Origin of the sequence: Amycolatopsis benzoatilytica AK 16/65 (assembly GCF_000383915.1) — a bacterium.
Classification (GTDB): Bacteria; Actinomycetota; Actinomycetes; order Mycobacteriales; family Pseudonocardiaceae; genus Amycolatopsis; species Amycolatopsis benzoatilytica.
Genome location: NZ_KB912942.1, coordinates 475,355 through 497,261, shown reverse-complemented (window position 1 = coordinate 497,261; position 21,907 = coordinate 475,355). Strand labels below are relative to the sequence as shown.

Sequence of the window (21,907 nt, the reverse complement as noted above, 5' to 3'; positions counted from 1 at the left end):
GTCGCGGGTCCGCCGTGGCCGCGGTGCCGTCGAACCCTTAGTCAAGACCTGGTCACAGCCCGGTCACGGCGGTCTCCGGGTACTCCGCGTCGGACACCGCGGCCAGGTATCCGGCGAGCAGCGCATGCGCGACCTGGCCGACCGCGTCGTCCTCGGGCAGGAAGATCTCGTCGTGCAGGCTGGAGGCGCCGGCCGTTTCGCCGAGGCCGACGAACAGCATCAGGCCTCGCCTGCCGCTGCCGCAGTAGTGCGCGAAATCGTCCGCGCCGAACGACCGGAAATCGACGTCGACGTCCGCGTCGCCGCGCACCAGCCAGGTCTGCGCGGCCGCGGCCAGCGCCGGATCGTTCACCAGCACCGGTTCGCACGGACTGATCCGCAGGTCGGCGGTGCAGCCATAGGCGCGGGCGGTGGCGTGCACGATCTCGTCGAGCACGGCGAGCGCGCTGTCCCGGTCACTGGCGCGCATCAGCCGCAGCGAACCGAACGCCGACGCGCTGTTCGGCACCACGTTCGCGGCGCTGCCCGCGCGGAGCCGTCCGATCGTGCAGACCGCTCCGTGCACCGGGTCGATCCGGCGGCTCGCGATCTGCTGCAGGCTCACCACCAGCTGGCTGATCGCCAGCACCGGGTCGCGCAGCAGCTGCGGATACCCGGCGTGCCCGCCCTGCCCGTGCAGCACGACCTCGAATTCGTCGGTCGAGGCGTTCACCGGGCCGGGCGCGGCCGAGACCACGCCGTACGGCAGCCGCGGCTGGACGTGCGCGCCGATCACCGTGTCCACTGCCAGGTCTTCCAAAATGCCCGATTCGACCAGGTCCAGCGCTCCGGACGGCGACGTTTCCTCGCGCGGCTGCAGGATCGCGACCAGCGGCCGAGGGAGGCCGACCCGGCGCGCGGCCCGGCAGACCGCGGTCAGCGCGGCGAGGTGGACGTCGTGGCCGCAGGCGTGCATCAGCCCGTTGGCCGACGCCCACGGCACGCCAGTCCGCTCGACGATCGGCAGCGCGTCGAGTTCCGCGCGGAGCGCGACGGCCGGACCGGGGTGCTCGGACGGGAACTCGATCAGCCGTCCGGTTCGCGCGACCCGTTCCCCCTCGCCGGCGCCGATCGCGCCGGCCACCAGCCGGGCGGTGTCGTCCTCGTCGCCGGAGCCGCGGGGATCGGCGTGGATCCGCCGCCGCAGCTCGATCGCATCCGGGAGTTCGTCGGCCAGCGCCGCGCGCCACTGCTGTGCGAGATCGTTCATAACCGGTAGATCCTCGTCGCGTTTTCGTGTCCGGCCAAGGCCGCCAGCCGGACCGCGTCCACTTCGGACAGCGCGTCGGCGGCGAGCCCGGCACGCAGGAAGTCGGACAGTCCTTGCCGGAACAGCGCCGCACCCAGGTGATACAGCTCGGCGAGGCCGAACGCGTCGGTGGAGAACAGCAGCTTCCCGAACGGGGCCAGCTCCAGAGTTTCGGCCAGGATCGCGGGAGCACGCAGGCCCGCGTTGTGCGTGATCAGGCCGACATCGGCGAAGACGTGCTCGAAAACCTGCGCGAGGTAGGCGGCGTTGCGGTGGAACGGGTAGTTGTGCAGGAGCAGGACCGGGACGCCGAGATCGCGAGTCGCGCGCAGAAAACCGGTGAGCCGCAACGGATCGCAGCGGTGCAGATCGACATCGGAATCGCCGTAGCCGACGTGGAACTGCACCGGCAGCCGCCGGTCCAGGCCGGCCCAGATCAGGTGGCGGTGCAGGACCTCGTCGGCCAGCCGGAACGGCTCGCCCCGGGCCAGCTGGCGGCCGGCGGCCGCGGTCACTTCGCTGGGGCCGGGGCGGTCGCCGGACAGTTCGAGACCGACCCGGTAGGCCGCGACGGACTTCACGCCGACCGCGGTGGCAGTGCGCCGGTCCAGCTCGGCCGCGAAGTCGGCGGCGAATCCGGCGCCGGTGGTTCCGGCGCGGAAAACGTCCTCGGCGACCTGTTCCAGCCGGACGATGTCGTGCGCGCGAGCGGCGGACAGCTCGGCGAACTCGGGGGTCGCGGTGAGGGATTCAGGGAGGAAGCCGCCGTCGAGGAGGTAGTCGGTGATGCCGGTACCGCGGAGAAAGCGCCGGTTCACCTCGGCTGCCCCGAGTTCCGCGCGGCGTTGGAGGTATTCGTCCGCCGGTACGTGTTTCGGCAGGTCGAGAAGCGGTGCGCAGCGTTCGCGCACGGCCAGGCCGATGAGCGAGTCGAACAGCGAGGTGCCGAGCGGGGAGACAGTGTCCGCTTCGGTGAGCAGCTGCTCGAAGCCGAGCCGGTCGAGGCCGCTGATCCGCACGCCGTGGCAGTGGTGGTCGACCAGCGGCAGCTCGGCGACGAAATCCAGCAGTGCGGTCATGCCCCTCCTTCTGCTCGTCCCGACGGGTCGAGAATAGACACGGAATCCGGCTCCTCCATCGCGACGACCAAGTGCGGTGGATACGGACGCCCGCCCGCTATCTCGAGGGCACGCGGTACGCGATGCTGGAGTCCGTGAGGGGCTCCTTGAGGGAATCGGAGTCCCTCAATGTTCCCTTCACGGACTCCAGCGGAGGAGAGGAGAGGCTCGTGCAGGCTCATCCCGAAATGTTCTCCACGCGGCTCGACCGGGAGCGGCTCGCCGACCTCGGCGCGGCGGCGGCCGAACGGCTGCTGCGGGCGGGGGTGGACTTGGTCGCGCTGAGTTTCGTCGACAACTCGGGCATTTCGCGGGTCAAAGCGGTCCCGGCCGGAAAGCTGGCGTCGGTCGCGGCGTGGGGCGTCGGGGCGTCGAACTCGTTCGACTTCTTCCTCGCCACCGACTCGATCGCCAGCGGCGCGCACTCCCTCGGCCCGGTCGGCGACCTCCGGCTGCACCCCGACCTCGACGCGCTCACCGTCCTGGCGGCCCAGCCGGGCTGGGCGTGGGCGCCGGCATGGCGATACGACCAGGACGGACGTGCCCACCCACAGGACTCGCGCGCGCTCACCGCGGCGGCGGTCGGACAGCTCGCCGAGCGCGGGCTGAGCGTGCGGGCGGCGTTCGAGCTGGAATGGGTCGTGACTGACCCGGACGAAGTGCCAGTACCTGGCCCCGCCTACGGATACGCGCGGTTGAGCAGGCACCACGACTATCTGCGCAAGCTGGTGTCTGCTTTGGACAGTCAGCGGGCGGAGGTGGAGCAGATCCACCCGGAGTACGCGGCGGGCCAGTTCGAACTGTCGGTGGCGGCGGCTGATCCGGTGCGTGCGGCGGATTTAGCCGTACTGACAAAGGAAACCGTGCGACGGGTGTCCGAAGCGTGCGGGTTGCGCGCGTCTTTCACGCCGAAGTTCCAGCCCGGTGGCGTCGGCAACGGCGGGCACGTGCACCTGAGCCTGTGGCACGGCGACCAGCCGCTCTGCTCCGCCGGGAACGGCCCCTTCCAGCTCACCCCAGCCGGGGAAGCGTTCGGGGCGGGCATTCTCCGGCGGTTGCCCGCGCTGCTCGCGGTAGGCGCCCCGTCAGTGATCAGCTATCTGCGGTTGACGCCGCATCACTGGGCCGGCGTTTTCACCGCGTGGGGCTGCGAAAACCGCGAAACGCAGCTGCGGCTGATCCGCGGGGCGGCCGGGCAGCGCAGCACGGCGGCGAACTGGGAAGTGAAGTGCTTCGACCTCACTGCCAACCCGTACCTGGTGCTGGCCGGGCTGATCTTCGCCGGACTTGCCGGCATCGACGCGGAAGAGCGGCTGCCGCCCCCGATCGACGTCGATCCGGGTTCGCTGTCCCCGGACGAGGCCGCCGCGGCGGGAGTAGTGCGGTTGCCGACGTCGCTGCCGGATTCGATCGCCGCGTTCGAGGCGGACGACGTCTTGCCGAAAGCGTTCGGGGAGGAGCTGGGGACCACCTTGCTGGACGTCCGGCGCGCCGAAGCGGCGGAACTGGGGGCGTTGCCGGACGCGGAGTTGTGCCGAGTGATGCGCTGGTTGCATTGACCGTGCGAACGGGCCTTCCGCTGGCGGAGAAGGCCCGTTCGCACGAGGTCAGCCGAGCAGCGCGGCGACCCGGGACTGCAGCTCGGGAAGCATCGCGTACAGCTTGTCGCCGGGGCAGTCGGTGTTGTAGTAGTCGCGGTGTCCCTTGATTTCCGTGACCGGGATGCCGTACTGGCCGCAGACGTACGCGACGAACACGACCAGCGCGTCGAACTGCGTTTTCGGCGGGGCGACCTGCATGTAAGTGCCCTCGTTCTCGATGCCGATCGCGTTGTCGTTCTGGCCGGGACAGTGCGCCGCGCGGACGATCTTCTTGCCGCTGCGCAGCGCGTCGAGGCTGCCGTGCCGACCCTCCATCGTGTAGCCACCGCGGGAGACCGTGAAGTGCTGGCCGGTGTCAGACCAGCCGTTGTTGTCGATGTGGTCGGCTTGGTCGTCGCGCGCGACCTGGAACGCGTGCTGGAGCGAGTAATCGGTGCTGTTGGGACAGTCGATGTGGTGCACGAGCACCCGGTTGGCTGGATGGTCGAGCGTGGTGAGCGGATCCGCGGGCGGGCGCGCACCCCATTCGGCACAGCTGTAGATGCGCGGCGCGGTCGCGGCCTGCGAGAGGCCGGGCAGCAGGAGCCCCGCTGCCGCGGCAGCGCTCAAGCCGGCCGCTCCGCGCAGGAATGTCCTCCGGGGCAGGTGTCCGATGTCGAAAGCCATGCGCGGCAGCGTGCGCGGACCGCGTACACGATGCGTACAACCGGCCGGTCACGCGGGAGCCCCGGTCGGTCGGCGGGAGCCGGTGCGCTGTCTGTGAAGGGGACCTTGAGGGAATCCAAGTCCCGCAAGGGGCCCTTCACGGACCTGAAGATCAGGCGGGTGCTACTGCCCCGCGAACGCCTTCCGCCAGTTCCCCAGCCAGCTTCGCCACGCCAGCCGGACCGTCCGCCGCGGCGGTGACCAGCGCGGATCCCACGATCACCGCGTCCGCGAACCCGGCCACCTGCGCGGCCTGCTCGCGCGAGCGGACTCCGAGGCCCACGCCGATCGGCAGCTCCGTGTGCGCGCGAGTCCGTTCCACCAGGTCTTCCGCGTGCACGCCCACCGCGTCGCGGGCACCGGTGACGCCCATCACCGCGGTCGCGTACACGAAGCCCGAGGACGCCGCTGTGGTCTTCGCCAGGCGTTCGTCCGACGACGACGGCGCGACCAGGAAGATCCGGTCGAGCCGGTGCTTCTCCGACGCCGCGATCCACTCGTCGGCCTCGTCCGGGATCAGGTCCGGCGTGATCAGGCCCAGCCCTCCCGCGGCGGCGAGGTCGCGCGCGAACGCGTCGACGCCGTAACGGTGCACCGGGTTCCAGTACGTCATCACCACGGCCTTGCCGCCGCGCGAGGACACCGATTCGACGACCTCGAACAGCTGCTTCAGTCGGAAGCCGCTGGACAGCGCGGCCTCGGCGGCGGCCTGGATGGTCGGGCCGTCCATCACCGGGTCCGAGTACGGCACGCCGACCTCGACCAGGTCCGCGCCGCCGTCGATCGTCGCGGCCAGCAGGTCCTTCGAGCCCTCGACGGTCGGGAAGCCGGCGGGCAGGTAGCCGACCAGTGCGGCGCGGCGCTCCGCCCGCGTCGCCGCGAACAGATCGTCCAGGCCGCTCACTTGTCTTCCCCGTCCACGAGTCCGAACCACTTCGCCGCGGTGTCCATGTCCTTGTCGCCCCGGCCGGACAGGTTGACGACGATCAGCCCCTCCGGACCCAGCTCGCGGCCCAGTTCCAGCGCTCCGGCCAGCGCGTGCGCCGACTCGATCGCGGGGATGATGCCTTCGGTGCGCGACAGCAGCTGGAACGCGTCCATCGCCGCCGCGTCGGTGACCGGACGGTATTCCGCGCGGCCGGAGTCCTTGAGCCACGCGTGCTCCGGACCGACGCCCGGATAGTCCAGGCCGGCCGAGATCGAGTGCGACTCGACCGTCTGGCCGTCCTCGTCCTGCAGCAGGTAGCTCATCGCGCCGTGCAGGTTGCCCGGGGTGCCCTTGGTGAGCGTCGCGCCGTGCCGGTTGCCCTCGATGCCCTCGCCGCCCGGCTCGAGGCCGACCAGCCGCACCGACTCGTCGTCGTAGAAGCCGGAGAAGATGCCGATGGCGTTGGACCCGCCGCCGACGCACGCGGCGACGACGTCCGGCAGCCGGCCCGCCTTCTCCAGGATCTGCGCCCGGGCTTCTTCGCCGATGACGTGGTGGAAGTTGCGCACCATCATCGGGAACGGGTACGGACCGGCGGCGGTGCCGAACAGGTAGTGCGTGGTGTCGGCGTTGGTGACCCAGTCGCGGAGCGCCTCGTTGATCGCGTCCTTCAGCGTCCGCGACCCGGTCTTCACCGGCACGACCTCGGCGCCGAGCAGCTTCATCCGCGCCACGTTCAGCGACTGCCGCTCGGTGTCGACCTCGCCCATGTACACGACGCAGTCGAGGCCGAGCAGCGCGCACGCGGTCGCGGTGGCGACGCCGTGCTGGCCCGCCCCGGTCTCCGCGATGACACGCTTCTTGCCCATCCGGACGGTGAGCAGCGCCTGGCCCAGCACATTGTTGATCTTGTGCGAGCCGGTGTGGTTGAGGTCCTCGCGCTTGAGGAACACCCGCGCGCCGCCCGCGTGCTCGCCGAACCGTTTCGCTTCGGTGAGCAGTGACGGACGGCCCGCGTACTCGGTGAGCAGACGGCTGAGCTCGCCGGTGAACGCCGGGTCGTGGCGGGCCTTCTCGTACTCCGCCGCGACCGCGTCGACCACGCCGATCAGCGCTTCCGGCATGAACCGGCCGCCGTAGGGGCCGTAGTAGCCGCGTTCGTCCGGGTCGTGCTTGCCTCGGGCGGTCACCGCGACGGCCTCGGGCAGGCGGGGTGCGAACCGGCGGTGACGAGCTTGACGACCGCGCCCTTCGGGTCGCCGGACGCCACCAGGCCCTCGCCGACCAGCACCGCGTCCGCGCCGTGGCCGGCGTAGGACATCAGGTCGCCCGGGCCGCGGACACCGGACTCGGCGACCTTGAACACGTCCATCGGCAGGCCGGGCGCGAGGCGGGAGAACACGTCGCGGTCCACTTCGAGGGTGTGCAGGTTGCGGGCGTTGACGCCGATGACCTTCGCACCGGCTTCCAGCGCACGGTCGGCTTCTTCGGCGTTGTGGATCTCCACGAGGGCGGTCATGCCGAGCGATTCGACCCGGTCGAGCAGCGAGACGAGCGCGTTCTGCTCCAGCGCGGCGACGATCAGCAGGACCATGTCCGCACCGTGCAGCCGGGCCTCGTGGACCTGGTACGGGCTGACGACGAAGTCCTTGCGCAGCACGGGAATATCCACCGCGGCGCGCACCGCGTCGAGGTCGGCCAGCGAGCCGCCGAAGCGGCGCTGTTCGGTGAGCACGCTGATCACGCGGGCGCCGGCGTCCTCGTAGTCACGGGCCAGCGCGGCCGGGTCGGGGATGGTGGCCAGCTCGCCCTTGGAGGGGCTGCGCCGCTTGACTTCGGCGATCACGCCGATGCCGGACTCGCGCAGCGCCGCCATGACGTCGCGCGCCGGGGCCGCTTTCGCCGCCCGGGCCTTGAGTTCGTCGAACGGCAGCGCGGATTCCCGCTGCGCGAGGTCCTCGCGCACGCCGGCGACAATGTCTTCGAGCACGGTCATCAGACGTCCTCACCCGCTGCCGTGCACTGCGCAACGCTCGCTAGCTCGCTCACAAAAACCTTCCCCTTCCCGCCGAAATGATGCTAACCCCCGCTCGATGACCGGCCGGTCCCGGGTTGCGTCAGCGACGAGGACCGGGCGGCTCGGTCGGATCGCTTCCCTCCGACAGCGCCTCCCACAGCTCGGTGTCCGGATCTTTGCGCGCGGCGTTGGCTCCCGGCGCGGCGTAGCGGGCGCCGAGCTTCCGCGCGGTGCCCGCCCACTTGATCGCTGCCAACCCGCCGAGGGCCAGAAGAATTCCGCCGAGCGCCGCGATCAGGTGCCCGAGGACGATCTGCGTGCCCGGAACGCCGGGCGCGAAACCGCCGAAGCGGATGCCGTCGAGACCTGCCCAGACGCCCGCCGCGCCGGCCAGCACCAGGACGACGCCGAGCACCCGGCGCGGCCAGCCGCTGGTGGCGATCGCCCCGGCGACGCCGGCGAGGGCGAGGATCGCGAGCGGCACCAGCGCGCTCGCCCGCTGTTCGCCGGACTCGGTGTACCGGACGGTGCCGCGCACGCCCTCGTCGCGGAACTCGGCGAACCAGGTCATTTTCGAGGCGCCCCACAGGGCGAGAGCGCCGAGCAGGAGGGCGAGCACGATTGTCCACAGTGGACCGCGGGACCGGGCGGCGGGCCGCTCCGAAGGGGCGAGTTTTTCGCCGGCGGCAGCCGAATCCGCGACAGCTGGTTCCGCGGGGACAGCTCCGGCCGCCGATTCCCCACCGCCCGGTACCCGGCCCGCGTCAGCCGAGGCCACCCCGGCCGCAGCCGCTCCCCCGGCAGCCGAATCCCCGGATTCCCGTTGCTCACCGCCGGAACCAGCCGCCCCACGCGTCACTTCGTCCTCCTGCGCCCCACGGCCCGGCCCTGCCTCGTCCGAGCCGGCGGACTGCTCAGACACCGGCCGAGTCCTCTGCCGGGTCGAGTTGCCCAGCCGGGACCATCGTTCCCGCCGCGGCGATCGCGGACAGCACCGTGCGGGCCTTGTTCAGCGACTCGGTGTCCTCGTAGTCCGGCACCGAGTCCGCCACCACGCCGCCGCCCGCCTGGACGTAGGCGACCCCATCGCGCATCAGCGCGGTGCGGATGGCGATCGCGGTGTCCGCGTCGCCGGCGAAGTCCAAGTACCCGACCACGCCGCCGTACAGCGCGCGGCGCACCGGCTCCAGCTCCTCGATCAGCTGCATCGCCCGCACCTTCGGCGCGCCGGACAGCGTGCCCGCCGGGAAGCACGCGGCGACCGCGTCGAACGCCGTGGCGTCCTCGCGAAGCTCGCCGGTCACCGTGGAGACGATGTGCATCACGTGGCTGTAGCGCTCGATCTGGAAGAAGTCGACCACGTGCACCGAGCCCGGCTTGCAGACCTTGCCGAGGTCGTTGCGGCCGAGGTCGACGAGCATCAGGTGCTCGGCACGTTCCTTCTCGTCCGCGAGCAGGTCCTTGGCCAGCTGCGCGTCCTCCTCCGGGTCCGCGCCTCGCCAGCGGGTGCCGGCGATCGGGTGCGTGGTCGCGCGGCCGTCGCGCACCGTCACCAGCGATTCCGGGCTCGAACCGACGATGTCGAAGCCCTCCAGCCGCAGGAGGTACATGTACGGGCTCGGGTTGGAGGTGCGCAGGACGCGGTACACGTCGAGGGCGTCCGCGCCGGTCTCGATCTCGAATCGCTGCGAGGGCACGACCTGGAACGCTTCGCCGGCCTTGATCGCCTCGACCGCCTTGTCGACCGCCGAGTGGAAGTCTTCCTTGGTGCGGTGCCGCCGGAATTCCGGCGCCGGACGGTCGAACGTGGCGACGGTCGGCGGCGCGGGCACGCGCAGCTGCTCGGTCATCGCGGACAGCCGCGCCAGCGCGTCGTCGTACGCGGCGTCCACCCGTTCCGGCGAGTCGTCCCAGTTGACGGCGTTCGCGATCAGCGTGACGGTGCCTTCGTGGTGGTCGAACGCGGCGAGGTCAGTGGCCAGCAGCATGGTGATCTCGGGGATGTCGAGGTCGCGTTCGGCCAGCTCGGGCAGCTTTTCCAGCCAGCGCACCGAGTCGTAGCCCAGGTAGCCGACCATCCCGCCGGTGAGCGGCGGCAGGCCGGGCAGCGGCTCGGTGTGCAGCGCCTCGACGGTCGCGCGCAGCACCTGCAGCGGGTTGCCCTCGACGGGCAGGTTCGCCGGCGGGGTGCCGGTCCAGACAGCTTTGCCGTCGCGGACGGTGAGCGCGGCCGGGCTGCGCACGCCGACGAACGACCAGCGCGACCACGACTTCCCGTTTTCCGCCGACTCGAAGAGGAAGGTGCCGGGCCGGTCGGCGGCGAGCTTGCGGTAGATCCCGAGCGGGGTTTCGCCGTCGGCGAGGACCTTGCGCACCACCGGGATCACGCGGCGGCTCTCGGCCAGTGCGCGGAACTCGGCGCGGGAAGGGCTGACCGGGCCGGGCCCGGACGCGGCTGCTGAGCTGACCATGCGCCTCATTGTGCCGCTACGCCGTGCCGGGCGGTCGCCGGGTGCGGTATTCACTGGGTGTTGAATTTCTGGCCGGGAGCGGGCACGATGCCCCAGTGAGCTCGGACGACCCTACCGCCCGCCGCCGCGGCCGACGGCCCGCCGGTCAGGACACCCGGTCGGTGCTGATCGAAGCCGCCCGCGCGGTGTTCGCGGAGAACGGCTACGAGCGCGCGACGGTCCGCTCGATCGCCGCGCGCGCCGGGGTCGACGCGGCCATGGTCAACCACTGGTTCGGCGGCAAGGAAGGCTTGTTCGCGCAAGCGGTGCTGAAGCTGCCGTTCGAGCCGGAGGAACTGCTCGCGGTGCTGCGCGACGGCCCGGAGGAGGAACTCGGCACCCGGATCGCGCGAACGTTTCTCACCCGATGGGACGGCGCCGGCGGCGAAACGTTCCAGGCACTGGTCCGCAGCATCGCCGGGCACAACGCGGCGAGCAGCGTGCTGCGCGAGTTCTTCTCGCAGTTCTTCGCCCGGCTGCTGGACGATCTCGGGGTGGACCGGCCGGAACTGCGGATGGCGTTGTGCGCGTCGCAACTGGTCGGGATGGGGCTGATCCGGTACGTCGCGCAGTTCCCGCCGATGATGGCCGCGGAGGTGGAGACGCTGGTGACGGCGGTCGCGCCGACGCTGCAGCGCTACCTCACCGGCGACATCGGCTGACTGGCGCGACATCGGCTGACTGGCGCGACAGCGGCACCGTTGCCGACTGTCCGTGAAGGCCCCCTTGCGGGAATCTGATTCCTCAACGGGCCCTTCGCGGAACGAACCGGGTGGCCGGGCCCCGACCAGGTCAGCGCGCGAGAAGCACGAAGACCAGCGCCAGCACGCCCGGCAGCACCTGCACGAAGAGGATCCGCTTGGACGCGGTCGCCGCGCCGAACAGTCCGGCCACGATCACGCAGGCCAAGCCGTACAGCTTCAGCTGGAACCCGGCCGGGTCGGCGGCGATCAGGCCCCAGATCAGCGCCGCGGCGAGGAAACCGTTGTACAGCCCCTGATTCGCGGCGAGCGTCTTGGTCGCGACGGCGAATTCCTCGGTGGTGCCGAACGCCGCGCGTGCCCGCGGCGTCGTCCACAAAGCCATCTCCAGCACCACGATGTACAGATGGATCAGGGCGACGAGCCCGACCAGCACGTTCGCAACCACGGTCATCGAGCGGACTCGCTTTCGTCGGCCAGGAGCAGCCGGTCGTCTGTGTCGAAACAGGTGTGCGAGCCAGTGTGGCAGGCCGGACCGGTTTGATCGACTCGAAGCAGCACGGTGTCGCCGTCGCAGTCGATACGGACCTCGCGCACGTGCTGGACGTGCCCGGAAGTCTCGCCCTTCACCCAGATTTCCTGCCGGCTGCGCGACCAGTAGGTGCCGCGCCGGGTGGTCAGGGTGCGTTCCAGCGCCTCGTCGTTCATCCAGGCCATCATGAGGACGTCGGAGGTCGCGTGATCGACCACGACCGCCGCGATCAGGCCGTCGCCGTTGCGCTTCAGCCGCTCGGCGAGCTGCGGGGCGAGGCTCATCGGACGACCACCCCGCCGGTGCGCAGCGCGTCCTTCACGTCGCCGATGGCCAACTGTCCGAAGTGGAACACGCTGGCCGCGAGCACCGCGTCCGCGCCGGCTTCCACCGCGGGCAGGAAGTGCTCGGTCGCGCCCGCACCGCCGCTGGCGATCACCGGGACCCGGACCGCCTCGCGGACCAGGCCGATGAGTTCGAGGTCGAAGCCGTTCTTGGTGCCGTCCGCGTCCATCGAGTTGAGCAGCACCTCCCCCACGCCCAGCTCCTCACCGCGCGCGGCCCACTCGACCGCGTCGATGCCGGTGCCGCGCCGCCCGCCGTGCGTGGTGACTTCGAAGCCGGACGCCGTCGGCTCGCTGCCTTCAGGCACCCGCCGAGCGTCGACGGACAGCACGACGCACTGCGCCCCGAACCGCCGCGATGCCTCGCGCAGCAGCTCCGGCCGCGCGATCGCGGCGGTGTTGATGCTCACCTTGTCCGCCCCGGTCCGCAGGAGCCGGTTGACGTCGTCAGTGGACCGGACGCCGCCGCCGACGGTCAGCGGGATGAACACCTGCTCCGCGGTGCGGCGGACCACATCGAAGGTGGTTTCGCGGTCGCCGGAGGACGCGGTGACGTCCAAGAAGGTGAGCTCGTCGGCGCCTTCGGCGTCGTACCGCCGCGCCAGCTCCACCGGATCGCCCGCGTCGCGCAGGTCAGCGAAGTTGACACCCTTCACGACCCGGCCCGCGTCGACGTCGAGACAAGGGATCACCCGTACCGCCACAGCCATGCCTGTCAGCCTAGTCGGCGGGCTCGGAACGACGGCGGTCGCCAGTCCCAGCCCATGCGCGTGCCCGGCACTTGTCGCGGACCGGCGTGGTGCGTCCGTGAAGGTGCCCTCGACGGAATCCAGGACTGTGAAGGTGCCCCTCACGGAATCTAAGTCCGGCAAGGCGTCCCTCACGGAGGAGAAGTCCGGCAAGGGCCCCTCACGAAAGGTGACTCAGGGGAACCCGGCTGGAGCGCAGGCGTCCGGCATCGGCGAGAGCCTCAGCCATCGAGGCGAAGGCATCGCCCGCGCTGCGGACCCGGCTCGCGTCGCCGCCGGCGCGCTCCACCAGGCCGACGCCGGCGCGGGTCAGGTCGCGGAAAGAGTCGAGGGTCGCGATCCGGCGGCGGAGGACGCGCTGCCAGGCGTCGTCGTCCATCCGGTAGTAAACGGTGCGCTCGCCCCGCCCCGGCCGTTTGACGACGAGCCCGGCATCGGTCAGCAGCCGCAGGTTGGTGGTCAGCGACGCCCGGCTCGCGCCCACCGCCTCCGCGATCCGCGCCGCGGACTGCTCCGGCGGATCGCACGCCATCAGCCAGCCGAGCACCCGGCAGGCGATCGGCGGCAGGTGGTATTCGCTGGTCAGGAAGTCGGCGACCCGGTCAACCCAGCCGCGCAGCTCGTCGTTCACCGATGCCAGCATAGGCTAGTCGAAACTGAAATTCGAACGAGACGCATCAGAATCGGGCCCTCGCGCGTCTCATGATCGTGACCACCGGTTTCGACGAGTTCGTGGCGGACCGCCTCGACGGGCTCCTCCGCTATGCGACCGTCCTCGCCGACGATCCGCACCTGGCCCAGGACATCGTCCAGGACGTGCTCCTGCGTGCCCAGGAACGCTGGGCGAAGATCGAATCGCCGCCGACCTACGTCCGCCGGATGATCACCAACGAGTACCTGTCCTGGCGCCGCCGGGCGGCCCGCCGGGTGATCCCGTCGAACCATTCGGTGCTCGACTCGCTCGGGCCGCCGACCGCCGATCCCAGCGCCGCCTACGACGAGCGCGACGAAATGCTCGCCCGGCTGGCCGCCTTGCCGCGGAAGCAACGGGCCGCGATCGTGCTCCGGTACTACGAGAACTACACCGACGCCGAGATCGCCGAGTTCCTCCGCTGCGGCGTTTCCACCGTGCGCAGCCAAATCTCGCGCGCGCTCGCCGCTCTGCGCGCCGATGCCCGTCCGTTGCCGACCGCCCTCACCACCGGAGCCGGAGAATGACCCCGTCGAACGAGACCGAGACGTTGCTGCGCGACAGCCTCGAACGGCTCGCCGAGCGGGCCCCCGACGGCAACGAGGTGCTCAACGCGCTCGCCCGCGCCCGGCAGCGGCGGCGCCGTCCCCGGCTGGCACTGGCGGCCGCGGCGGCCGCGGTGGTCGCCGTCGCCGCCGGAGTGCCGCTCGCGGTCACCGCGGTGACGGACTCGACCGCGCAACTCACCCCGGCTGCCGGACAGCCGGTGCTCACCTACGCGCCGGATTGGCTGCCCGGCGGCTTCACCGAGCAGTACCGCTCGGGCGGGCCGGGGATCGCCCCGCAGGTGCGGCAGTGGCAGTCCGGGGCGAGCCGGATCGAGCTGGCTTCGCATTCCACGGCCGATCCGGCGTGGGCGCAGACCGCGCTGCGCATTTCCGCCCTGCCCGACCAGGTCGTGGTGCACGGGAGGGTCGGAATGGTGACCAGCTCGTCCGGCACCGCCGCCACGCTGACCTGGATGCCGGACGACGAACACGTCCTGACCGCGACGGTCGACGGCCTGCCGGACGCGAGGACGGTCGCCGAGCAGGTGGCCGATTCGGTGGCCGCCTCGCCGGTGCGGGTTCGCGGCGAGGCGCGGTTCGGGCCGCTGCCCGCGGGGATGCGCGAGCAGGCGACGACCGTGCGCGGACCGGACTCCGCCAACGCCGAAACGGTGCTCGACGCGAGCGGGCCGACCGGAACGGTGCACGTGACCGTCGCCGGGGCCCCGCCCTCGCTCGGCGGGTCGGCTCCGGTCCGAGTCCGGGCGCTGACCGGGGCGTACGTCCCGGCGTCCGGGCCGGCGGACGCCCTGGTCTCGGTGAAGCTGCCGTCCGGGCGGTGGCTGACCGCGTCCGGACGGGTGCCGAAGGACCAGCTCGTCGCGGTGGCGGAAGGAATCGTCCTCGATTCGGCACCGGATTACGGCTGGCTGGGCGGCAGCTGACCGGTAGCGGCACGGCCGGGTCCGACCTGGGGGAAGCACGTTCGACGCTGTCCAAGGCGGCGCGCGGGATCGGCATCGGCGCGGCGAGCGGCGCCTTGCCCGCTACCGACTACCGTGACGCTATGTCCGAACTGGAACGTCTCGCCGCCGAGAAGTACGTCGTGCTCACCACTTTCCGCCGGGACGGCCGGGCGGTGCCGACGCCGGTGTGGGCGTCGCGCGACGGCGACGAACTGGTGCTGTTCTCCGAACGCACCGCGGGCAAGGTCAAGCGGATCCGCAACAACGGCGACGTCCGGCTGCAGGCGTGCGACCTGCGCGGACGGCGGCTGCACGGTGCCGAGGCGACCGGGACGGCCCGGCTCCTCGACGCCGACGGCAGCGAGCACGCCCGCCGCGTGATCGCCCGCGACTACGGCGTGGTCGGCCGGGTGTCGATGTTCTTCAGCCGGCTGCGCGGCGGGCCGGAGCGGACGATCGGGATCGCGATCAAGGTCGACGGGTGAGCCGGTCCTCACGCTGACCGGGCCGCACGCAGTGCGGCGGCCATCGCGGCCGAGTCGTGGTCCGGCCCGCAGCCCTCGACCAGGATCGTGTCGCTCACGAGGAAATCCGTCCGCAGCGGCAGGATCTTGCGGTAGGCGGGCGATTCGTACCACGCCTGCGCGGCGGCGAAGTCCGGGAACTCCAGCACGACGGTCGCGCCGGGCCAGGCGCCCTCGACCACCCGGGTGCGGCCGCCGTGCACGAGAAACCGGCCCTCGAACGGGTCCATCGTCGCCTGGATCAGCTCCAGGTACTGATAGACCTCGTCGGCGACGAGGCCGGGCTGGCGCAGCTGGGCGATGGCGTACGCGGTCATTTCTGGCTCCTTCGACCGGATTTCCTTGTCTGCCAAGGATCCTGCCGTCGCCGCTGCATGCCGTCGATTACCTGGCGGGTAATGCGTACCGCTCAGTCGGTTCGTGGCCGATCCGGGCGAGTTCGGCGCGGACCGTTCCGGCTCCACCACCTGGACCATCGCCCCCAGCCGGCCAGCTGTCTGACGATCGACCGGGCCGCGCGGACGACAGTTCCGGCCCGCCGGACGCCTCCGAGCCGGCCGCGGGGAGCGGCGGTGCTCGCCGCGGCGAGGGCGAAATGCTTGGCGGGCACGGAATCTGGCCCGCGTCGAGGAGCTCCGGCGGGCCGGGCGGACGCAGCCGGCCAGGGAAGCGGCGGTGCCGGCCTGAAACGCGAAATGCGGTGCCAGTCGGCCCGGCACCGCATTTCGGAAGCGTTGGTCAGCGAACCGCCGCGAGCGCTTCGGGCAGCGTGAACGCGCCCGCGTACAGCGCCTTGCCCACGATCGAGCCTTCGACGCCGTCGCCGGACAGCGCCGCCAGCGCGCGCAGGTCGTCCACACTGGACACTCCGCCGGAGGCGATCACCGGCGCGTCGGTGCGGGCGGTGACCTCGCGCAGCAGCTCCAGGTTCGGGCCGCGCAGGGTGCCGTCCTTGCTCACGTCGGTGACCACGTAGCGGCTCGCCCCGTCGCGGTCGAGCCGTTCGAGGACGTCCCAGAGGTCGCCGCCGTCGGACGTCCAGCCGCGCGCGGACAGCCGGTGCCCGGCCTCGGTGATCCGCACGTCGAGACCGATCGCGACCCGGTCGCCGTACTCGGAGACGACCTTGGCCGTCCAGTCCGGGTCTTCGAGCGCCGCGGTGCCCAGGTTGACCCGGCGGGCCCCGGTGGCGAGCGCCGCCTCGAGCGAGGCGTCGTCACGGATGCCGCCGGAGAGCTCCACCTGCACGTCGAGCCGCTTGACGACATCGGCGAGCAGTTCGCGGTTGCTGCCCTTGCCGAACGCCGCGTCGAGGTCCACCAGATGGATCCACTCGGCGCCGTCGCGCTGCCACTGCAGCGCCGCTTCGAGCGGGCTGCCGTAGGACGTCTCGGTGCCCGCCTCGCCCTGGACGAGTCGGACTGCCTGGCCGTCGGCCACATCAACTGCGGGAAGGAGCGTGAAAGTCACGCGCACAGACTAGAGGCGCGGGGCAGCGGCACCGTCCGGGGGATGCTGGTCAGCCACGGACGAGGTCCACCGGGACACCCGCGTCGACGTCCGCCCAGGCGCGATCGGCGATGACTGCACGTCCCTCGGGCACGCTGTCAGCGGCCCGAGGCAAGCTCGGTCGCCCAGGGAAAGGCCGCTGCCGTGCCGGAACCTAGCCGAGCGTGGCGAGCCAGTTACGGAGCAGGTGCGCACCCGCGTCGCCGGACTTCTCCGGGTGGAACTGGGTCGCCCACAGCGGACCGTTCTCCACCGCCGCGACGAAGTCCTCGCCGTGGTTCGCCCAGGTGACCTTCGGCTGCTGGCCGGCCAGGCCGGAGTCCAGTTCCCAGACGCGGGCCGCGTACGAGTGCACGAAGTAGAACCGCTCGTCCGGGTCGATGCCGGAGAACAACTGCGAATCGGCCGGGGCGCGGACGGTGTTCCAGCCCATGTGCGGCAGCACGCCGGCGTGCAGGCGCTCGACCGTGCCCGGCCATTCGCCGGTGCCCTCGGTCTCCTCGCCGTGCTCGACGCCGCGGCTGAACAGGATCTGCATCCCGACGCAGATGCCCAGCACCGGGCGGCCGCCGGCGAGCCGTTTGCCGATGATGCGGTGCCCGTGCACGTCCAGCAGCCCGCGCATGCACGCGGAGAACGCACCGACGCCGGGCACCACCAAGCCGTCGGCTTCGAGCGCGGCATGCGGATCCGCGGTGACCTCCACCTCGGCGCCCGCGCGCGCGACGGCGCGTTCGGCGGAGCGGAGGTTGCCGGAACCGTAATCGAGAATCACCACACGAGACACAGGACGAGCCTAGTCCCCACGAGATTTCCCGGCTGACCCCGTTTCGCCGCGGGCCGATCTGGGTATCCCCCTATCCGCCTGAGGCGCCGCCGGCGCCCCCGGACCCGGAAAGAGGACGAAATGTCCGAGTCCGACCTGCTTAACCGGATGCTGCAAGCCTGGCGGGACGACATCGAAAGCGTGCCGTTTCCGCAGTTCAGGGAGCTGGCCATCCCCCAGCAGACCACCCGCGCGGAGATCGATCGCACGCGCCGGCGCGTCGCGCCCGTGCCGCACGCCCCGCGACACACCGACCGCGGCTGGTGACCACGGCCGGTTGCCCATTGCCCGGCAGTCGGCTCAGCTGGTGAAGAATTCCTTGAGGGACAACGCGATCGAGCCGCTGTCCAGCCCGTGCGCGAGGTCGTGGTCGGCGAGCGTGCCATAGATCCGGACCTCGGTGTCGCGCCGGGTGCCGATGCTCAGCAGCCGGTGCGGCCGGTCCGCGAGCGCGTCCGACACCTGGTGCGCGGACGTGCCCCGCAGGTACGGCTCGACCAACGCCACCTCGGCCGTTTCCCCCACGGCGGCACGCAGCCCTTCGGCGTCGAACGGCCGGACAGTCGAGGTGTAGAGAACCGACACGTCCATCCCCTCGGTCGCCTCGAGTACCCGGTCGAGCGTCGGCCCGACCGCGATCACCGCGCCGCGAGTTCCCCGTCGGATCCGCTGAAGCCCGATGCCCAAGTGCGGGGCGGAGTTCTGCTGCGCGGAGAGCCGCAGGTACGTGCGGCTGTCGCCGGGAACCGAGTCGAGCAGCAGCCGGCGGGCCTCGTCCGGATGCCCCGGCACGTGCACGAACCAGTCCGGCAGCGTGTCGATCAACGCGACGTCGCCGGGCGCCTGGTGGGTGCGGCCCTCCATCGGCATGTCGTAGGACGCGCCGTAAGACACCAGCACCGCGCCGAGTTCCTGATGGCTGAGGTCCAGCTTGATCTGTTCGAAGGCGCGCTCGACCAGGAACGCGTTGAAGGTGTGCACGATCGGCCGCAGCCCGGCGAGCGCGAGCCCGGCGGCGGTGCTGACCAGCAGTTGTTCGCGGATTCCGACGTTGATCACCCGGTCCGGGTGCCGCCGGGCGGCGCCGGCCAGCTGGGCGGCCGAGATGTCGGCGAGGACGATCGCCACGTCCGGATCGGCGTGGACGATCTCCTCGGCGGTGGCCAGGAAGGTTTCTCGCATGTTCGGCATCAGTGCGCGCCTTTCGGTTCCACGACGGCGACGACCGCGAGCGGCTGTCCCGGATGCGTACTGGTGAACGCTTCGTACAGGGCTTCGTGATCTCGGCCGGACACCGTGCGCGCGGCCCAGCCTTCGGTTTCGAACCGGCGCGCGATGCCGCCCGGCCAGCCATGCGTCGAGGACTGGTTGTCCACGACGACAGCGGTGAGCCGATCGAGCCCGAGGCGCGCGGCGACCGCGATCGCCTCGCTGTTGGAGCCCTCGTCCAGTTCGGCGTCGCCGACCAGCGTCACGACGCGCGAGCGGAACCGGCGGGCCCGCAGGCCGAGCGCGGTCCCGATCGCGATCGGGAGACCATGGCCGAGCGAGCCGCTGGAAATCTCCACGCCGGGCACCCGGATCCGGTCCGGGTGGTGGCCGAGCCGCGAGCGCGCGGAGCTCCAGTCGGCGAGCTCGTCCTCGCTCAGCCAGCCTTTCGCCGCGAGGATCGCGTAGTACGCCATCGGGCCGTGCCCTTTGGACAGCAGGAACCGGTCGCGAGCCGGATCCCGCGCGGTCGCCGGGCTGGTCCGCAGGACCCGGTCGAAAAGCACCCACAGGACGTCCACAGTGGACTCCGCAGCGGCGCTGTGCTTGTCGTCCCCGGTCATCAGCGAGATCAGCCGGGGCAGGTCGGCGTAGCCGGGCACGTTCGTCGTCATGGTCATGAGTGTCACGATGCAACCTCGACCAAGCTGAAGGTCAAGCGCTAACCTGAAGCAATGACGAGGTTGGCGGACAAGCTGAGCATCGGACAGGTCGCGGAACGCAGCGGAGTGCCGCACACCGCGCTGCGGTTTTACGAGGACCGCGGCCTGATCACGTCCGAACGCTCCGCGGGCAACCAGCGCCGCTACGCGCGTTCGGTGCTGCGCCGGATCGCGTTCATCCGGGCGGCGCAGCGAGTCGGGCTGTCACTGGAGGACATCAGCGCGGCGCTGGAGACCCTGCCCGCCGACCACGCTCCGACGAAAGCGGATTGGGCACGGCTGTCCCGCGAATGGCAGACCGAACTGGACGCCCGGATCGACGCCTTGCAACGCCTCCGGGACCGCCTGACCGGCTGCGTCGGCTGCGGCTGCCTGTCTCTGCGCAGCTGCGGCTTGTACAACGCCGACGACGAACTGGCCCGGTTCGGCCCCGGCGCGGGCAAACTGCGGCCGGTCGCCGAGGGCGGCATCTGAATTCCGTTGCGCCGCGGGGGTCGACGTGGGTTACTGGACGCGGATGAACGAGAAACACCGAACCCGGGTCTCCAAGCGGCTTTCCCGCCACCTGCGCCACGACCCCGCCGGCCTCGGCCTGACCCTCGCCCCGGGCGGCTGGGTCCCGGTCGCCGACTTGCTGGCCGCCCTGACCCGGAACCGGATGCCGGTGAGCCGGGCGGAATTGGACGAGGTCGTCGCGCTGTGCGCGAAACAGCGGTTCTCTTTCGACGAGACCGGGACTCTGATCCGCGCCAACCAGGGCCACAGCGCGGCGGTGGATTTGGAACTCCCCGACGCGAGCCCGCCGGAAATCCTCTACCACGGCACCGCGACCAGGTTCCTGCCCGCGATCTGGTCGGAAGGCCTCCGCCCGATGAAACGCCATGCGGTGCATTTGTCGCCGTCCCGGGAAACCGCGGTGAAAGTCGGCACACGACACGGGAAACCGGTGGTGCTGACCGTCGCGGCAGCGGAAATGGCCGAGCAGGGGTACGTGTTCCAGGTGAGCGACAACGGGGTATGGCTCACCGCGGCAGTGCCCGCGGAATTTCTTGCGACGGAGTTCCCGGCGACGGAGTTCCGGGCAGCAGAGTTCGGCACGGCGGGGTTCGGTACGGCAGAGTTCGGTACGGCAGAGTTCGGTACGGCAGAGTTCGGTAGGGCAGGGTTCGGTACGGTGGGGTTGGGTGCGGCGCAGTTCCGGGATGGGGAGGAATAGCGGCCGTATAATGGCGGCGGAGTCCAGCTGGGCGAGGAGACGACGATGCCCGAGTACACGATCGTGCAATGCAGCCAGGGGCATTACTTCTCGACCATCTGGATCCCTTTTGTGTCACTGAAGGCGATTCGACTGGGTGACCGCCGAGTCCAGAAATGCCCGGTGTGCCGCCGCTTCCGCGGCGTCGTCCAGGTCCCGCCGGAACAGCTCAGCCCCGAGGAACTGCGCGAAGCACGCGAGTTGAAAGACTCCCGCCTGCCCTGACCCCCGCCGCGTTCCACCGCCGCAGAACGTTTCCGGCCCGCCATCGCCGCACGCATTCGCCCCGCCGCTGCCGAACGCTCCCCGCACGCTTTCCGCCCCGCCGCTGCCGCACACTCCCCGCCCCGCCACCGCCGAATTCTCCCGCCCCGACACTGCCGAACGTCCGTCAAGGGCCCCTTACCGGACGTAGATTCCCTCAAAGGGCCCTTCACAACGGCCACACCGAGCCGCAGCCGAGGCGAAGGCGCATGCGAAGCCCGCAGCTAACGCGAAGCCGAATCCGACAGCGAAGACTCCGGCTGACGCGAAGCCGAAGCCGCAGCCCTCAGCAAACCCGGCGCCGAGGCCGCCCCAGCAACCGGCGGCCCACCCCGACCAGCTCTTGCCGCAACGTTTCGTCGTCCACCTCGGCCAGGTCCGGCGCCCCGCCCACCATGGCGATCCCGGTGAACGCCACCATCGCCGCGACCCGGTCTGTCACGCTCGGCTCCGGTCCGGCCACGATCGTGATCAGCGCTTGTTTGAAGCCCTCTACGCCATGCGCGCTTTTCGCCAGCGCGGCGTCGATGCCCGGGTCGCTGGAGAACAGTGCCACCAGCACCCGGTGCCGCACCACCAGTTCGACGAACCCCTCCAGCAGATGATCGACCCTGGCCCCCAGCCGCCGATGCTTCGCCGCTTCGACGACCAGCTCGTCCAGTTCGCGGATTCCGGGTGCCGCGACCGCCTCGGTGATCTCCGCCTTCGTCCTGAAGTGGTAGTACACCGCTGCTTTGGTGACGCCCAGCTCGTCCGCGATCATCTGCAGCGACGTGCCTTCCACGCCGTGCTCCGCGAACAACTTCAACGCGGTCGCGAGCAGCCTGGTGCGAGTGTCCGCGACCGGTCCGGCGGTCGTCATCGCGCCCTCCTCGTCAAGCGGAGTGCGCGGCTCCGCGGC

The 21,907-nt window shown here is 71.1% G+C and carries 26 protein-coding genes and 1 pseudogene; 9 read left to right on the top strand and 18 right to left on the bottom strand.

Annotated features, from left to right (window positions below; translation table 11 throughout):
• Positions 1–52: 52 nt before the first annotated feature.
• Together AMYBE_RS0102360 and AMYBE_RS0102355 are read right to left on the bottom strand one after the other, a co-directional pair.
• A complete protein-coding gene (locus AMYBE_RS0102360) occupies positions 53–1,249 on the bottom strand; it encodes a M20 metallopeptidase family protein (protein ID WP_020657727.1) in 1,197 nt (398 codons plus the stop codon).
• Entirely contained in the window at positions 1,246–2,367 is a 1,122-nt protein-coding gene (locus tag AMYBE_RS0102355; protein ID WP_020657726.1) for an amidohydrolase family protein, read from the bottom strand. The genes AMYBE_RS0102360 and AMYBE_RS0102355 overlap by 4 nt, the downstream gene beginning before the upstream one ends.
• 227 nt (positions 2,368–2,594) lie before the next feature.
• Here AMYBE_RS0102355 and AMYBE_RS0102350 point away from each other — a divergent pair, with 227 nt between their 5' ends.
• Entirely contained in the window at positions 2,595–3,965 is a 1,371-nt protein-coding gene (locus AMYBE_RS0102350) for a type I glutamate--ammonia ligase (RefSeq protein WP_020657725.1), read from the top strand.
• A gap of 48 nt (positions 3,966–4,013) precedes the next feature.
• On the opposite strand, the gene AMYBE_RS0102345 is transcribed toward AMYBE_RS0102350, so the two are convergent.
• The 6 genes from AMYBE_RS0102345 to AMYBE_RS0102320 all read right to left on the bottom strand — a co-directional run bounded on the left by AMYBE_RS0102345 (position 4,014) and on the right by AMYBE_RS0102320 (position 10,128).
• Complete coding sequence (locus AMYBE_RS0102345; protein ID WP_027927307.1) at positions 4,014–4,673, bottom strand: peptidoglycan recognition protein family protein; 660 nt, start codon at positions 4,671–4,673, stop codon at positions 4,014–4,016.
• A 151-nt stretch (positions 4,674–4,824) separates the two neighbouring features.
• The gene (trpA, locus tag AMYBE_RS0102340) at positions 4,825–5,616 is read right to left on the bottom strand and encodes a tryptophan synthase subunit alpha (RefSeq protein WP_020657723.1); all 792 of its coding nucleotides are present in this window, start codon (positions 5,614–5,616) and stop codon (positions 4,825–4,827) included.
• Positions 5,613–6,830 carry a tryptophan synthase subunit beta gene (gene trpB, locus AMYBE_RS0102335; protein ID WP_020657722.1) on the bottom strand — a complete coding sequence of 406 codons (1,218 nt, stop codon included), beginning with the start codon at positions 6,828–6,830 and terminating at the stop codon, positions 5,613–5,615. Before trpB ends, trpA begins: the two co-directional genes overlap by 4 nt.
• On the bottom strand, positions 6,827–7,636 hold the full coding sequence (gene trpC, locus AMYBE_RS0102330) for an indole-3-glycerol phosphate synthase TrpC (RefSeq protein WP_020657721.1): 810 nt from the start codon (positions 7,634–7,636) through the stop codon (positions 6,827–6,829). Before trpC ends, trpB begins: the two co-directional genes overlap by 4 nt.
• A gap of 121 nt (positions 7,637–7,757) precedes the next feature.
• Positions 7,758–8,276, bottom strand: coding sequence for a Trp biosynthesis-associated membrane protein (locus AMYBE_RS0102325; protein WP_020657720.1), 519 nt, complete (start codon positions 8,274–8,276; stop codon positions 7,758–7,760).
• Positions 8,277–8,571: 295 nt separating this feature from the next.
• Positions 8,572–10,128, bottom strand: coding sequence for an anthranilate synthase component I (locus tag AMYBE_RS0102320; protein ID WP_020657719.1), 1,557 nt, complete (start codon positions 10,126–10,128; stop codon positions 8,572–8,574).
• Between the two features lie 95 nt (positions 10,129–10,223).
• Between AMYBE_RS0102320 and AMYBE_RS0102315 the strand changes: the two genes are divergently transcribed.
• Positions 10,224–10,829, top strand: a complete 606-nt coding sequence (locus AMYBE_RS0102315; protein WP_020657718.1) for a TetR/AcrR family transcriptional regulator — start codon at positions 10,224–10,226, stop codon at positions 10,827–10,829.
• A gap of 130 nt (positions 10,830–10,959) precedes the next feature.
• Here the strand turns inward: AMYBE_RS0102315 and AMYBE_RS0102310 are convergent, their stop codons facing one another.
• The 4 genes from AMYBE_RS0102310 to AMYBE_RS0102295 form a co-directional block, all read right to left on the bottom strand.
• Positions 10,960–11,322: a DUF1304 domain-containing protein gene (locus tag AMYBE_RS0102310; protein WP_020657717.1), complete on the bottom strand. Its 363-nt coding sequence runs from the start codon at positions 11,320–11,322 to the stop codon at positions 10,960–10,962.
• On the bottom strand, positions 11,319–11,684 hold the full coding sequence (gene hisI / locus AMYBE_RS0102305) for a phosphoribosyl-AMP cyclohydrolase (protein ID WP_020657716.1): 366 nt from the start codon (positions 11,682–11,684) through the stop codon (positions 11,319–11,321). Before hisI ends, AMYBE_RS0102310 begins: the two co-directional genes overlap by 4 nt.
• Positions 11,681–12,454: an imidazole glycerol phosphate synthase subunit HisF gene (gene hisF, locus AMYBE_RS0102300; protein ID WP_020657715.1), complete on the bottom strand. Its 774-nt coding sequence runs from the start codon at positions 12,452–12,454 to the stop codon at positions 11,681–11,683. The genes hisI and hisF overlap by 4 nt, the downstream gene beginning before the upstream one ends.
• A 199-nt stretch (positions 12,455–12,653) precedes the next feature.
• Positions 12,654–13,124 (bottom strand): GbsR/MarR family transcriptional regulator, encoded by a 471-nt coding sequence (locus AMYBE_RS0102295; RefSeq protein ID WP_211226790.1) that lies wholly within the window; start codon positions 13,122–13,124, stop codon positions 12,654–12,656.
• Between the two features lie 71 nt (positions 13,125–13,195).
• On the opposite strand from AMYBE_RS0102295, the gene AMYBE_RS0102290 reads away from it, so the two are divergent.
• The 3 genes from AMYBE_RS0102290 (at position 13,196) to AMYBE_RS0102280 (ending at position 15,182) form a co-directional block, all read left to right on the top strand.
• Positions 13,196–13,711, top strand: a complete 516-nt coding sequence (locus tag AMYBE_RS0102290) for a sigma-70 family RNA polymerase sigma factor (RefSeq protein ID WP_020657713.1) — start codon at positions 13,196–13,198, stop codon at positions 13,709–13,711.
• Positions 13,708–14,676, top strand: coding sequence for a hypothetical protein (locus AMYBE_RS0102285; RefSeq protein ID WP_020657712.1), 969 nt, complete (start codon positions 13,708–13,710; stop codon positions 14,674–14,676). Before AMYBE_RS0102290 ends, AMYBE_RS0102285 begins: the two co-directional genes overlap by 4 nt.
• A 122-nt stretch (positions 14,677–14,798) precedes the next feature.
• A complete protein-coding gene (locus tag AMYBE_RS0102280; RefSeq protein ID WP_020657711.1) occupies positions 14,799–15,182 on the top strand; it encodes a PPOX class F420-dependent oxidoreductase in 384 nt (127 codons plus the stop codon).
• 8 nt (positions 15,183–15,190) lie between these two features.
• On the opposite strand, the gene AMYBE_RS0102275 is transcribed toward AMYBE_RS0102280, so the two are convergent.
• The 3 genes from AMYBE_RS0102275 to hisH form a co-directional block, all read right to left on the bottom strand.
• Entirely contained in the window at positions 15,191–15,538 is a 348-nt protein-coding gene (locus AMYBE_RS0102275; RefSeq protein WP_020657710.1) for a DUF1330 domain-containing protein, read from the bottom strand.
• Positions 15,539–15,959: 421 nt separating this feature from the next.
• Positions 15,960–16,691 carry a bifunctional 1-(5-phosphoribosyl)-5-((5-phosphoribosylamino)methylideneamino)imidazole-4-carboxamide isomerase/phosphoribosylanthranilate isomerase PriA gene (priA, locus tag AMYBE_RS0102270; protein WP_027927305.1) on the bottom strand — a complete coding sequence of 244 codons (732 nt, stop codon included), beginning with the start codon at positions 16,689–16,691 and terminating at the stop codon, positions 15,960–15,962.
• A 193-nt stretch (positions 16,692–16,884) separates the two neighbouring features.
• A complete protein-coding gene (gene hisH, locus AMYBE_RS0102265) occupies positions 16,885–17,508 on the bottom strand; it encodes an imidazole glycerol phosphate synthase subunit HisH (protein ID WP_020657708.1) in 624 nt (207 codons plus the stop codon).
• 129 nt (positions 17,509–17,637) lie between these two features.
• Between hisH and AMYBE_RS0102260 the strand changes: the two genes are divergently transcribed.
• Complete coding sequence (locus AMYBE_RS0102260) at positions 17,638–17,823, top strand: hypothetical protein (RefSeq protein ID WP_020657707.1); 186 nt, start codon at positions 17,638–17,640, stop codon at positions 17,821–17,823.
• A 33-nt stretch (positions 17,824–17,856) separates the two neighbouring features.
• Here AMYBE_RS0102260 and AMYBE_RS0102255 read toward each other — a convergent pair whose 3' ends face one another.
• Complete coding sequence (locus tag AMYBE_RS0102255; RefSeq protein WP_020657706.1) at positions 17,857–18,747, bottom strand: transketolase family protein; 891 nt, start codon at positions 18,745–18,747, stop codon at positions 17,857–17,859.
• Positions 18,747–19,439: a thiamine pyrophosphate-dependent enzyme gene (locus AMYBE_RS0102250; protein ID WP_027927304.1), complete on the bottom strand. Its 693-nt coding sequence runs from the start codon at positions 19,437–19,439 to the stop codon at positions 18,747–18,749. The genes AMYBE_RS0102255 and AMYBE_RS0102250 overlap by 1 nt, the downstream gene beginning before the upstream one ends.
• A gap of 60 nt (positions 19,440–19,499) precedes the next feature.
• Between AMYBE_RS0102250 and soxR the strand changes: the two genes are divergently transcribed.
• From soxR to AMYBE_RS0102235, 3 genes and pseudogenes are all read left to right on the top strand, one after another.
• Positions 19,500–19,961: a redox-sensitive transcriptional activator SoxR gene (soxR, locus tag AMYBE_RS0102245; protein WP_020657704.1), complete on the top strand. Its 462-nt coding sequence runs from the start codon at positions 19,500–19,502 to the stop codon at positions 19,959–19,961.
• Positions 19,962–20,004: 43 nt separating this feature from the next.
• Positions 20,005–20,541 (top strand): annotated as a pseudogene (locus AMYBE_RS40805) (RNA 2'-phosphotransferase); the annotation flags it as partial.
• Between the two features lie 207 nt (positions 20,542–20,748).
• On the top strand, positions 20,749–20,967 hold the full coding sequence (locus AMYBE_RS0102235) for a hypothetical protein (protein ID WP_020657702.1): 219 nt from the start codon (positions 20,749–20,751) through the stop codon (positions 20,965–20,967).
• Positions 20,968–21,292: 325 nt separating this feature from the next.
• Here AMYBE_RS0102235 and AMYBE_RS0102230 read toward each other — a convergent pair whose 3' ends face one another.
• Positions 21,293–21,868 (bottom strand): TetR/AcrR family transcriptional regulator, encoded by a 576-nt coding sequence (locus AMYBE_RS0102230; protein WP_020657701.1) that lies wholly within the window; start codon positions 21,866–21,868, stop codon positions 21,293–21,295.
• Positions 21,869–21,907: the final 39 nt, after the last annotated feature.